The organism is Veillonella sp. VA142 (genome assembly GCF_003992135.1).
GTDB lineage: Bacteria > Bacillota > Negativicutes > Veillonellales > Veillonellaceae > F0422.
In genome coordinates this window covers 19,403-33,304 of the sequence record NZ_RQVN01000018.1, presented here as the reverse complement: position 1 = coordinate 33,304, position 13,902 = coordinate 19,403, and the positions used below count along the sequence as shown (strand labels likewise).

9 protein-coding genes are annotated in these 13,902 nt (G+C 40.3%); 8 read left to right on the top strand and 1 reads right to left on the bottom strand.

The genetic code is table 11. The features are described 5' to 3' along the window. Positions 1-186: 186 nt before the first annotated feature. Positions 187-1,470 (bottom strand): PepSY domain-containing protein, encoded by a 1,284-nt coding sequence (locus tag EO117_RS07280; protein WP_240632602.1) that lies wholly within the window; start codon positions 1,468-1,470, stop codon positions 187-189. 292 nt (positions 1,471-1,762) lie between these two features. On the opposite strand from EO117_RS07280, the gene EO117_RS07275 reads away from it, so the two are divergent. The 8 genes from EO117_RS07275 to ilvC all read left to right on the top strand — a co-directional run bounded on the left by EO117_RS07275 (position 1,763) and on the right by ilvC (position 12,380). Beyond that, complete coding sequence (locus EO117_RS07275; RefSeq protein ID WP_126939818.1) at positions 1,763-2,578, top strand: MetQ/NlpA family ABC transporter substrate-binding protein; 816 nt, start codon at positions 1,763-1,765, stop codon at positions 2,576-2,578. Between the two features lie 302 nt (positions 2,579-2,880). After that, complete coding sequence (locus EO117_RS07270; RefSeq protein ID WP_126939817.1) at positions 2,881-4,215, top strand: NAD(P)-dependent oxidoreductase; 1,335 nt, start codon at positions 2,881-2,883, stop codon at positions 4,213-4,215. A 961-nt stretch (positions 4,216-5,176) separates the two neighbouring features. Beyond that, positions 5,177-6,847, top strand: a complete 1,671-nt coding sequence (ilvD, locus tag EO117_RS07265) for a dihydroxy-acid dehydratase (RefSeq protein WP_126939816.1) — start codon at positions 5,177-5,179, stop codon at positions 6,845-6,847. An 83-nt stretch (positions 6,848-6,930) separates the two neighbouring features. Continuing rightward, positions 6,931-8,157: a threonine ammonia-lyase gene (ilvA, locus tag EO117_RS07260; RefSeq protein WP_126939815.1), complete on the top strand. Its 1,227-nt coding sequence runs from the start codon at positions 6,931-6,933 to the stop codon at positions 8,155-8,157. Positions 8,158-8,189: 32 nt separating this feature from the next. Next, the gene (gene ilvB, locus EO117_RS07255) at positions 8,190-9,911 is read left to right on the top strand and encodes a biosynthetic-type acetolactate synthase large subunit (protein ID WP_126939814.1); all 1,722 of its coding nucleotides are present in this window, start codon (positions 8,190-8,192) and stop codon (positions 9,909-9,911) included. Then, on the top strand, positions 9,904-10,398 hold the full coding sequence (ilvN, locus tag EO117_RS07250) for an acetolactate synthase small subunit (protein WP_126939813.1): 495 nt from the start codon (positions 9,904-9,906) through the stop codon (positions 10,396-10,398). The genes ilvB and ilvN overlap by 8 nt, the downstream gene beginning before the upstream one ends. Continuing rightward, positions 10,398-11,207, top strand: a complete 810-nt coding sequence (locus tag EO117_RS07245) for an ABC transporter ATP-binding protein (protein ID WP_164727538.1) — start codon at positions 10,398-10,400, stop codon at positions 11,205-11,207. The genes ilvN and EO117_RS07245 overlap by 1 nt, the downstream gene beginning before the upstream one ends. 162 nt (positions 11,208-11,369) lie before the next feature. Continuing rightward, the gene (ilvC, locus tag EO117_RS07240; protein WP_126939812.1) at positions 11,370-12,380 is read left to right on the top strand and encodes a ketol-acid reductoisomerase; all 1,011 of its coding nucleotides are present in this window, start codon (positions 11,370-11,372) and stop codon (positions 12,378-12,380) included. The last annotated feature ends 1,522 nt before the right edge of the window (positions 12,381-13,902 follow it).

Below are 13,902 nucleotides of genomic sequence, written 5' to 3'. Positions count from 1 at the left end.
TTTACATAGGCTTATTTAAGTGCGCCTAAAAACGGAAAAACTACCAAGATATCTTGTGATAGTATTATCTCAAGAAGCTTGGTAGTTTCTGCATGCAAAAGGGACCGTAACGAAAATGTAAAAAAGTACATTTTGTTACAGCCCCTTTCTTTTCATAAGGCTATGAGAAAGATTACTATAGATATATTATAGAGTTTCTTTGATTCGAGTATAGTGCTGATATAAAGAGTATATAAAGAGTACTAAAGGAATCAATAAGCAGATAGCACCAATTGTTTCTGTCATAGAATTAGGCCACATTGGAATGATTAAACCACAAGCAATTAATACACTAGATATAGCAGGAATTCTCCAAATATGAGTAGGAGATAAGGTGGATTTTATAGATGTAGTTTTCATAGGGATATGATATCGTTTCATAATCGTTAGGATAATGCCTAATAACATACCAATGATGATAATAGTATCCCAGATGGCCCATAATATTTTTAATGCCATGGAATTATGATTATGAATATGTAAGTTTATCATAGTTTTCATTCCGGTGAAATACCAAGGAATTTCTCTTGTTGTATACTGATCGAGAGTTGAATCACTATATAAATTGGCATATACAGGCTGACCTAAAAACATGGCAGGATCCTCATCATTTTGGCTACCTAAATAAAAGGCATAATGATAATTGTTAAATTTTGATGGATAATCCATAGAAATAAGTTGACGATTAGGATAGGTTGATAGGATTCGTTGAATTGCTACAGAAGGAGATAAAATTTCGGATGTATGATTAGCTAATTCTTGTGTTGCTATAGAGGCTACATTTTTTGTGTAATAATCATTAGCAATAAAAAAACCACCAATCCACACACCAGTTAGAGATAGTACAATTCCCCAAACAGAAGCAATCATAGAAAATTCACGATGCAGAGCGCTGATTTGTAATCGATTTGATTTTAGTGTACTTCGTTTATAGGCGGAGCTGAAAGGGCCGTATAAAAAAATACCACTAAGGATGGATAAGAAACATATCATAGATAGAATAGTTACAAGATAAATACCAAATTTTCCTAAGGCTAATCGAGTATGTAATTCATGAATTGTGTGTAGTGCACTTCGTACCCATGGATGCGCAGGAGTGACATGATGAGATTCAACAAGTGTATTAGAACTTGGGTTATATAAGGTATAGTCTCCTCCCATACCCATTCGTGCAGGTGGAGCAGATGTGGCTGATGAATCAATAATTCTATAGCGTAATAGGTTAGATCCATTCATGGTTGGAGAAATATTCAAAATATCTTTGGATGGATATTGTTGTTTTACCAATGCAGCACCCGCATCTGCTGCATCAAATATAGAGGATGAGGATGGACGCATTGTCATAGTAGATGTACTATGAGAGGGTTGTCCTAAAGACCAAGCATTTAATTCATTTCTAAATAATAATAATAAACCGGTAATGCAAAACATAAGAAAAAATATAATAGAAAAGATAGATATTCTCTTATGCCATTTGTAAAAAGTTGACATATAGTTACTCCTTTCATATAAAAACATGATTATAATAACTTAAATATTTTAGAAATTCAATTATTTGTGACTATGAAAAAAAGTTTTAATATGTATAAATTATAGTTTTTAACTATTAATAGTGTGATAAAATTTATATTGGGCAAGAGGAGATTCTTATGATATTCTGTATACTCAGAATTGAAATATAATTTTTTGTTACTACTATCTGTAGTTATGAAAGGACAGAACTATGAAATTAAAATCACTATTTACGCCCTTATTAGTGGGTATTTTGGCGTTGGGCATTGCGGGCTGTGGTACATCTACAACGACGCAGGACACACCGAAGGAAATTAAAATTGGTGCTACGGCAGGTCCTCATGCACAAGTGGCGGAGGCTGTGGCGAAGGAAGCACAAAAACAAGGTATCCAGTTGAAAGTGGTGGAATTTTCTGACTACATCACACCAGATAAGGCCTTAGCAGATGGAGATATCCAATTAAATGCGTACCAACATGTACCGTTTTTGGAGAACTTTAACAAGCAAAACAATTCTAAACTCGTGCCAATTGGTAAAACTATTTTAATGCCAATGGGTATCTACAGTAATTCTGTAAAATCTCCTATCGATGTGAAAGATGGTGACACGGTAGCGATTCCAAATGATCCAACGAATGGTGGACGTGCTTTAGCCTTATTACAACGAGCAGGCCTTATTAAATTGAAAGAAGGTGTTGGTTTCAAAGCCACAGTGGCAGATATTGTGGAAAATCCTAAGAACCTAAAAATCCAAGAGCTAGAGGCAGCACAATTACCTCGTAGCTTAGACGATGTGACATTGGCGACGATTCCGATGAACTACGTACAAAGCGCAGGCATCAACGTAGGTGAAAAAGGATTATACTTAGAACCAAAAGATGAACCATTGGCTGTAATGATCTTGGCAACTCGTGAACAAGATAAAGATAATGAAACATACAAAAAAATTGCAGAGATTTATCAGTCCGAAGCAATTAAACAATTTATTGCAGAAACTTTCAAAGGAACTATTACATCTGCAAACTAATTATGACTCATACAGAGGTCTACCTATGTGGTGGACCTCTTTTTTGTATCGTTGCATAATATATATAAATACATAGTTACACACTGTGCGCACATATGGTATACTATAGGATATATCTTTTAGTACTTTCACTAAGAAAAGGAATAGCTATAGTGATAGTTATAGCAAGGGTGTAGCCATTGTTACAGTAGAAATAGCTAGTCTATGGTATACTAATATGTATTATATCGAAATAAGTAAGAACCTTTAAATAGAGTATGTAAAGGGAAAGTGTGTTACCAGAGTGGTGCAGGGAGGTCTTTATGGAGTTAAGACATGAGATAGAATTTGATAAAGATTATACGATGGAAGAGGCTTTTATAGAGGCGAAGCGTTGTTTGAACTGTGCGAAACCGTTGTGCCGTACAGGTTGTCCTATTGAAAATGAAATTCCTCGTTTTATCCAAGCCATTGCACATGGTAATTTTGGATTGGCCAACGATATTATTGCAGAGCGTAGTAGTTTGCCAGCTGTGTGTGGCCGTGTGTGTGCTCGTGAAAAACAATGTGAAGGCGCATGTATTTTAAATCGTGCGAACAAACCCATTAATATTGGTAAATTAGAACGTTTTGCAGCCGATTTTGAAAGCGACAATAACCTTCGTAAGGTGAAACCAAATCGTAAAGATCAAGGTAAAATTGCTGTGATTGGATCCGGCCCTGCAGGATTGACTGTAGCTGGAGATATGGCAAAATTAGGCTATGCGGTGACAGTGTTTGAGCGCCAAGATGAACCGGGTGGTATTTTATTATTTGGTATTCCAGAGTTCCGGTTGGGGAAACGAATTGTGCGCCGTGAAGTAAAACGATTACAAACGTTAGGGGTTACCTTTGAGTGTAATGTAACAATAGGTCCAGATCGCAACTTAGATTCTTTGTTTGAAGAAGGATACGATGCGATTTTCATTGCTACGGGCACCCATGTGCCGGCGGAAATTTCCTTGCCTGGCGATGATAAAGCAGGTATGTTACAGGCGATGGCATTATTGACATCTGTACAATTAGTACAAAATGGTAGAGCTGAAGAAGAATTGATTCCAGTATACAAAGGTGATAAAGTTGTTATCATCGGTGCTGGTAATGTAGCGATGGATGCGGCTCGTACTTGTGTTCGCCTTGGGGCTGAAAGTGTCACCATTACCTACCGCCGTGGACAAGAGCAAATGCCAGCGAACCCATCTGAATTTGAAGAGGCAAAAGAGGAAGGTATTCAATTTGAGTTCTTAGCTGCTCCAAAAGAAGTAACTGGTTCAGATATCGTGGAAGGCTTAACATTGACACGACAAGAATTACAAGAAGATGGATCCGTGAAAAGCACTGATGAAGATTTTACATTACCAGCTGATAAAATTATTGTGGCTATCGGTCATAAACCGAATGCTCGTTTGGTAGGTCCTGGTAATGGCATCGAAGTGAATGAGTCTGGTTATGTAGTAACACAGGATATGCCATATGGTATGACAAGCCGTAAAGGTGTATTTGCAGGTGGTGACGTAGTGCATAAACCAGCTACGGTAGTATTGGCTATGCGTGAAGCTAAAAAAGTAGTAGAAGGTATCGTAAACTACTGCGAGGCAAAACGCTTTTTAGGGGAATAAGATTTAAATTTTTATTAACCTGTGATATAATGGATTTGGAATAAAGTTGATGATTTCCATTTACAAGCAAAAGAAACCCCACGGTCTGCCAACCGTGGGGTTTTATTTTTTTACAATTTATGATACAATTTAGACAAGCGAAAAAGAGTAATGGTGATTTCACAAAGCTCACCAAAAAAACACCCAGGTGGCTAGACCTGGGTGTTTTTATTTGTCTATATAGCTGACAAGGCTAGGCTAGTTACTTCTTAAATACTCGATCTAGCCATTTACAAATGTAGTAAGCGAGGACATTTGCCGTAATCGAGATAAAAAGAGTAAGGAGTATTAATTTCACAAATCTCACCCCCTCTCTGTTACCAGTATAGGGGAAGTAACACTTATAGTATAACAGATTGTGAAAAATAACACATCTGAAAGAGTAAAAAAATATAGATATGTACTTGCACACAGTGGACAAAGGTGTTACAATAGTAGACAGTTATTTTATTTTTAAAGTATTACACTTATAGTTACGATTTGTACGCATATTGTACAGAAAGGAGATTATCATGGCATTGTTAGCAATTCTCGTGCTCGTCCTGTTCTTAGTAGTGAACGTCATTAGAACTAACAATTCCATAGAGGTCGCCTTTTCTTCGGTAGAGCTACCATCTTAGGTTTCTTTGTGTATAGCATAAGGAATCTAGGTTGTTGTAGTCTATTTGATTAACGTGCATACATATATACTAAAAGGCGATTCCTCAGGGGTCGCCCTTTTTTATGTCTAACTAGTATGTCACAGTAACAGATATGGGTTTAGATCTACAAGGAACATAATAAACTCCAAAGGAAAATCAAATAGATATATCTCATAAAAATCTCATTGATTTAACGGGTGAATAGACATAGTACATAGACAACAATAGGTAACCATAACAAGTGTTATAAAAATATTTACATACGTAGAAAGGATCATCATATGGTACGCAGTGATAGAGTAGCAAAAGGGGCTACAAGAGCTCCACATCGTTCATTATTAAAAGCATTAGGATTTATCAACGAGGAAATTGGAAAACCAATCATCGGGATTGCCAATTCTTTCAATGAAATTATTCCAGGTCATGTGCATTTAAAAAATCTTGTACAGTCTGTGAAAGATGGCATCCGCGAGGCTGGCGGTATTCCTATGGAATTTAATACCATCGGTATTTGTGACGGATTGGCTATGAACCACATCGGTATGAAATATTCCTTGGTAACACGCAATATCATTGCTGACTCCATCGAAGCTTCTGCGATGGCCACACCATTCGATGCAATGGTATTCATTCCTAACTGCGATAAAGTCGTGCCAGGTATGTTGATTGCCGCTGCTCGTTTAAACTTACCATCTGTGTTCGTTTCTGGTGGCGCTATGTTAGCAGGCGTGCACAATGGTAAAAAAATTGGTTTATCCGACGTGTTTGAAGCAGTTGGTAAATTTGAAGCAGGATTAATTTCCGAAGAAGAATTAGAACATATTGAAAACGTAGCATGCCCAACTTGCGGATCTTGCTCTGGTATGTACACAGCGAACACCATGAACTGCTTAACAGAAGCATTGGGTATGGCATTACCAGGTAATGGGACCATCCCAGCGGTTTACTCCGAGCGTTTGCGTCTAGCAAAACGTGCGGGTATGCAAGTAATGGAGGTCTTACAAGAAGGCTTACGTCCAAAAGATGTATTGACGAAAGAAGCCTTTGAAAATGCGGTAGCAGTTGATATGGCATTGGGCGGTTCTTCCAACACAGCATTACATTTACCAGCTATCGCTCATGAAGCGGGCGTGTCTTTAACATTGGATGATTTCAACCGCATTGCAGGAGAGACCCCACAATTGGCGAAATTGTCTCCATCTGGTAAATATTTCATCGAAGATTTACATGCCGCAGGCGGTGTGTATGCGGTGATGCACCGTTTACAAGAACAAGGTCACTTGCATGAAAGTGCAAAATCTGTGAGCTTGGTGGACCAAGGTACGATTGCAAAAACTGTGAAAGTCCTAGACGAAGATGTGATCCATCCTTGGAGCGATCCAGTGTATACTACAGGTGGTATCGCTGTATTGAAAGGTAACTTGGCTCCAGATGGTTCCGTTGTGAAAGAAGGCGCTGTAGATCCAGAAATGCTGGTTCACTCTGGTCCAGCGAAAGTATTCAACAGCGAAGAAGAAGCGGTAGAAGCGATCATGGGTCACAAAATTGTGAAAGGTGATGTAGTCATCATTCGCTACGAAGGTCCAAAAGGTGGTCCAGGTATGCGTGAAATGTTGACACCAACAGCGACAATCACAGGTATGGGTCTTGGTAAAGACGTAGCCTTGATTACAGATGGTCGTTTCTCTGGTGCTACACGTGGCGCCTCCATTGGTCACGTATCTCCAGAAGCAGCATCTGGTGGCACTATCGCCATCGTAGAAGATGGAGATATCATCGAAATCGATATTCCAAATCGTTCCTTGAATGTGAAACTTTCAGAGGAAGAAATTGAACGAAGAAAAGCAAACTTAACACCGTATAAATCAGATGTGACAGGATACTTGAAAAAATATGCTATGCATGTATCCTCTGCGGCACAAGGTGCTATCGAAATCCTAGACGAAGCATAAGAGGGAATGTAGTCAGGATAGACATATCTATGAGGGAAGTACAGGTTCGTAGATAGAATACATACTTAGGAAAGGACGTTTATATGCATAAATTATATGATTTCATGGAGGCTAGAGAGCGACTCGCTACCATCGCCGTGAAAACAAAATTAATTCATAGCTCTGTGTACTCCCAAGAAACAGGCAATGATGTATATATTAAACCGGAAAATTTACAGCGTACAGGGTCTTTCAAATTGCGGGGTGCGTACAATAAAATTTCCAAATTAACAGAAGCAGAAAAGGCGTGTGGCGTTATTGCTGCCTCTGCCGGCAATCATGCGCAAGGTGTGGCGCTAGCAGCTCAACGTTTAGGAATTAAAGCAGTCATCGTCATGCCACGTCACACACCGCTCATTAAAGTAGAGGCGACGCGCCAATACGGTGCAGAAGTAGTGCTCGCTGGCGAAGTCTATGACGAAGCTTATGAAAAGGCTTGTGAACTACAAGAAAAGCACGGTTATGTGTTCGTCCATCCTTTCGATGATGAAGATGTCATCGAAGGGCAAGGAACGATAGCCTTAGAAATTTTAGAAGAATTGCCAAATGCAGATATTATCTTAGTACCAATTGGTGGTGGCGGATTGATCTCTGGTGTGGCAGCAGCAGCAAAGTTAAAAAATCCACAAGTGAAGATCATCGGTGTAGAACCAGAGGGTGCAGCCAGTGCAAGAGCAGCTGTAGAAGAGGGAAAACCAATAGTATTACCATCGGTGAGCACCATTGCAGATGGAGCGGCTGTGAAATTAATCGGCACAAAGAATTTGGAATATATTCAAACCTATGTGGATGAAATCGTCACCGTATCCGACTATGAACTGATGGAAGCTTTCCTGTTATTGGCGGAAAAACATAAAATCATCGGTGAAAATGCAGGGTTACTTTCAGTGGCAGGCTTGAAAAAGCTACGGGTGCGAGGCAAAACTGTGGTCAGCATTTTGAGCGGTGGCAACATCGACGTATTAACCATTGCGTCTATGATTACGAAAGGCTTAGTTGTACGGGGCCGTATTTTCACATTTGCTGTGAATTTATCAGATAAACCAGGCCAATTAGTGGCGGTGTCTGAAATCTTGGCAGAACAAAATGCGAATGTCATCAAATTAGAACATAATCAGTTTAAAAACTTGGACCGATTCCATGAAGTGGAGTTGGTGGTGACCGTAGAAACGAACGGAGAAGATCATATCAAGAAAATTACGGCTGCCATGGCGGACCGTGGATATACGATTCACCGTATCAGTTCTAATGAATTTAATGAACATGACTAATGAATAGAATGGATATAGAAAGAGGATAAACTATGAGTGAACAGAAGATGATTCGAGGAGCCCGCATACTCCTAGAAACATTGAAGCGCTTGGGAGTGACAGATATATTTGGCTATCCCGGCGGCGCCGTAATTCCTATATACAATGAAATTTATGATTTCGAGGGTATTAACCATTACTTAGCACGTCATGAACAAGGGGCAGCCCATGAAGCGGACGGCTATGCTCGTGCGTCTGGTAAATGTGGGGTCTGTTTAGCTACGTCTGGCCCAGGGGCGACGAACCTTGTGACAGGCATTATGACGGCTCATATGGATTCCATTCCTCTCTTGGCCATTACAGGTCAGGTGTGCAGCCACTTGCTGGGAAAAGATGCGTTCCAAGAATCGGATATCGTGGGCATTACCATGCCGGTGACGAAAAATAACTACTTGGTGAAAGATATCCGAGACATGATTCGAACTGTGAAAGAAGCGTACTACTTAGCGACTACCGGTCGACCAGGTCCTGTGCTGGTAGACATCACACGAGATGCGCAATTAGATGTCATTTCCTATGAAGAATTTGAAGCTATTTTTAATGAACCAATTTCTATTGAAGGCTATGATCCGAATTACATCGGACATCCAAAACAAATCAAGAAAGCTATCGATCTATTGAAAGGTGCGAAACGACCTCTTATCATAGCAGGTCATGGGGTACTATTATCGAATGCTACAGAAGAACTTTACAAATTGGCGATTACATGCCAAGTTCCAGTAGTGAATACGTTATTGGGCTTAGGGTCCTTTCCAGGAGAACACCAATTATCCCTAGGTATGTTAGGCATGCATGGTACAGTATATGCCAACTATGCTGTGAATGAAGCAGATGTAGTGTTAGCATTAGGGATTCGTTTCGACGATCGAATCGCAGGGGTTCCGAAGGAGTTCTGCAAAGATGCTACGATCATCCACGTAGATATTGACCCAGCTGAAATTGGTAAAAATAAACTTATCAATGTGCCAATCGTTGGGGATTTGAAACATGTATTGAATGAAATGAATCATGAATTGACTCCACAAACGCATGAAAGTTGGTTGGAACGCATCCGTGAATGGCGTGAAGAATATCCAATTCGAGTGCATCCTCATGAGGGAGATTCTCTATTACCACAAAAGGTAATCTATGAAATTGACAATATCTTGAAGGGCAATGCCATCGTGGTCACAGACGTAGGACAACACCAGATGTGGACGTCTCAATTTATTACTTTCTCAAAGCCGAATACGATCATCACATCCGGTGGTGCTGGTACGATGGGCTTTGGCTTGCCAGCAGCCATTGGTGCACAAGTGGCACAACCAGATAAAAAAGTAGTACTCATCACAGGTGATGGAGGCTTGCAAATGAACAGCCAAGAATTACTCTTGTTGAAAGCTTACAATATCCCTGTGAAAGTCGTGATCATCAACAATGGTTTCTTGGGCATGGTTCGTCAATGGCAAGAGTTGTTTAATCAACGTCGCTATTCCTTCGTAGACTTAGAAGTGAACCCAGACTTTGAAACCTTGGCAAAAGCCTATGGTGTACAAGGGGTGACATTATCCACCATCGAAGAGTTGCGTAGCCAATTGCGAGACCTGATCCTATCTGACGAGCCAGTGGTGATTAACTGTATGGTAGAACGAGAAGAAAATGTGTTCCCAATGATTCCAGCCGGTTGCACAGCCAAAGATATGATGGGATTGAAAGGAGGCCCTGACAATGAGTAAAGGACAACAACACCAAGTGTTAGTGATTACAAAAAACAAACCAGGCATCGGGGCAAGAATCCTTTCCTTGTTCAATCGTCGTGGCTACTCCGTGACCCAAATGACATCGGGCATTTCCATTCCAAAGGATCAAGCACGGATTACATTGACTGTAGAAACAGACGAAGTGCAATTGGACCAAATCCAAAAACAAATCTATAAACTAGTAGATGCTATAAAAGTCAAAGTATTCTCTCCAGAACAAGTGGTGCGTCGTGAATTGATGCTTATTAAAGTAAAAGCGGACGTGTCGGTACGACCACAAATCATCCAATTAGCGGATGTATACCGTGGCAATGTACTCGATGTAGGACCGAGCTCCATCGTGATAGAAATTACAGGAGAAACGCAGAAGTTGGATGCTTTCATAGAAATTATGAAAGAATATGGTATTTTGGAAATTGCGAAAACAGGTTGCACTGCTATGAGCCGTGGAGAAAAAATGTAATGAACATAGCAGAACCAAAACAAGGTGAGTTATTACATTACGAAGGCGTTACCTTTGTCCGCAATGGAGATGCAATTTTACAAGGTGTAGATTGGCATGTGAACACAGGGGAAAATTGGGCACTATTGGGTCTTAATGGGGCAGGTAAGTCTACCTTACTAGGCATGATTATGGCATATACTTGCGTCACCCGTGGTGAGGTCCGTGTCCTAGGGCATACCTTTGGACAATGCGTATGGAAAGACGTAAAAAATCGCATCGGATTCGTCAGTTCTACCTTAGGGCAATTTGAACGAACGATGCGAGACGAAACGGTGCGCCAGATTTTGCTCTCTGGGGCCCATGGAACGATTGGTATATACCATGATGTGACAGAGGAAGAAGAACAGCACTGTGATGCGGTCCTAGCAAGTATGGGATTGCAACAATTACAACATCGTCACTTTGGAGTATTGTCCACGGGAGAACAACGACGAGCCCTCATTGGTCGAGCACTGATGACGAGTCCCGATTTGCTCATCCTAGACGAACCATGCAATGGACTGGACGTGCCGAGCCGGGAGCAATTGCTCCGTCATCTCAATCAACGAAGAGCGCAGGACAGTCCGTGTCCGTTTATCTACGTGACGCACCAAATCGAGGAAATCCTTCCCACAGTGACCCATGTGGCACTATTAAAAGAAGGCAAAATCTTTCAATCGGGGCCGAAATATGAGGTTATTACCGATGAGATATTATCAGCACTCTATGGTGTATCTGTGAAAGTAACTTGGGTCCAAGATCGACCTTGGTTGCAGGTACTTTCATAAAATGTTTTTGTAGGGTGTACAAAGATATTTTTATTTATACTAAATTATCATAGTAAGTATGGTAAATCCGTAAGCCGAAAGGCTTAAAATAAGTTGAATTTCACTAGAAAATCTAGTAAATTATAAACATCATTATGTATTACAAAGTAGGAGGTTATCACAATGGCAGGTAACATTTTAGGCACACAAGTATTTTATGATGCAGATTGCAATCTACAAGTATTAGTAGGTAAAAAAATTACGGTTCTTGGCTACGGTTCTCAAGGTCATGCACATGCGTTGAACTTGAAAGAAAGCGGCATGGATGTACAAATCGGTCTTCGGGAAGGTTCCAAATCCTGGAAAGAAGCAGAAGAAGCTGGTTTCGTAGTTAAAGAAACAGGCGAAGCTGTAAAAGGTGCAGACGTTGTGATGATCTTGATTCCAGATGAATTGCAAGCAGAAACTTATGAAAAATCCATCGCTCCTAACCTTAAAAAAGGTGCGTACTTGGCATTTGCTCATGGTTTCAACATTCATTTCGGTAAAATCAAACCATCTGCTGACGTAAACGTATTCATGGTAGCTCCTAAAGGCCCTGGTCACTTAGTACGCCGTACATTCCAAGAGGGTTCTGGTGTTCCTTGCTTGTACGCTGTATACGCAGATCCAAGCGGAGACACTAAAGAAGTAGCATTGGCATGGGCATCCGGTGTAGGCGGTGGCCGTTCCGGTATCTTGGAAACTGACTTCCGTCAAGAAACTGAAACTGACTTATTCGGTGAACAAGCAGTACTTTGCGGCGGCGTATGTGCGTTGATGCAAACTGGTTTCGAAGTATTGGTAGAAGCTGGTTACAATCCAGTTAATGCATACTTTGAATGTGTTCATGAAATGAAATTAATCATCGACTTAATCTACGAAGGTGGTTTCGAAACAATGCGTAAATCCATCTCCAACACAGCTGAGTTCGGTGACTATGTAACAGGACCAAAAGTAATCCCAGCAGCAGCGAAAGAAGCTATGCGCGGTGTATTGAAAGATATCCAAGACGGCAAATTTGCTGATCAATTCCTTAACGACTATGCAGCAGGTTACCCATATCTTAACCAACAACGTAAACAATCTGCAGCACATCAAGTAGAAGAAGTGGGTGGCGAATTACGTAAATTGATGCCTTGGATCAAAAAGTAAGTCGTCACTTGTTTCGCTATGTAGCCTTGTGGCGTTCGTAACTACATAGGGCAAAGGGAAGAGCACGGTGCTCTCCTGTTGATGATTGTCACGTTCAATTAATGATATATAGCAAATGAAGAGCACGGCACATTCCTTCAGAAACGGTATTTCATAATGTTTCTTCAGGAACATGCCGTGCTCTTTTTACAGTGGATGCAATTATGATACAAGTGAACGTGATTTAGTCTTAGATTGTTCGGGGCACACCGTGCTCTTCTTGCATTTGTGTGATTTAGGTAGTAAGGAACGCCACAAAGGCTACTACTCGTAACGGTGTTCCTCAGGGGAAGGAAAGACCGCAACATAATTCTTCTTAAACTAACCCTATGGTAAGTTTGTTTAAGAGTATATTGCGGTCTTTTTGTGTTTGCGGCGGTATCAGTTGCAAACTTGCGCTTTGCTTAGTTTGCTGAGTATAGAGGCATAAAGTTTATATAAACAGTGCGAATAAATTATGCTATAATAAAAATGTAAGAGCCATTGACGTGTTGTTAGGCTCATCTCTTCCTAGTATGGGAGGAGGTGGTTGCTATGACTAAGTATGAAAAAATCTCTTTGATGATTTCTGTTGCTAGTTTAGCAATTCAGCTCATTGATCTACTTAAGTAGACAATGAAAAAGCCTAACGTATAGGGTCTAGCATACCTTAACACGTTAGGCTAATTCTCATTTAACGTTTTTCGAGATGAGCCTAACGCTAGCTGCACGTTGATGGCTCTTCTTTTGTTGTCTTAATTATATCACAGGTTGTAGGAATATTACAAACGCTACAATTCGTAATGGCGTTCTCCAAAATAGTATTCGTAATGTTATTATTTCACATATTATATATTTTGATATATAATGATTGTAAGAGAGTCACTAACGTGAGTTAGGCTCGTCTCTTCCTAATATAGGAGGAGGTGATACTATGAGAAAGTATGAAAAGTATACTTTATTGCTTTATCTAATTTCTGTAATAGTAAGTATCATTGACCTGTTTAAAGATCTATTTAAATAGACAATGAAAATGCCTAACGTAAAGATAAGTATAACCAGTACTTATACACGTTAGGCATCATCACATTTTGTTGTTTCGAGATGAGCCTAACGCCAACGACACGTTAATGGCTCTCTTTTTGATACTCCAAGTATAGCATAGTTTGCTATCAAATACAATCGTCATTTGTTTCGCTATGTGTCGTCACTTGTTTCGCTATGTAGCCTTGTGGCGTTCGTAACTACATAGGGCAAAGGGAAGAGCACGGCACATTCCTTCAGAAACGGTATTTCATAATGTTTCTTCAGGAACATGCCGTGCTCTTTTTACAGTGGATGTAATTATGATACAAGTGAACGTGACTTAGTATTAGTTTGTTTGGGGCACACCGTGCTCTTCTTGCGTTTGTGTGATGTAGGTAGTAAGGAACGCCACAAAGGCTACTACTCGTAACGGCGTTCCTCAGGGGAAGGATATAGATTTTATTATTGACGTTATCTT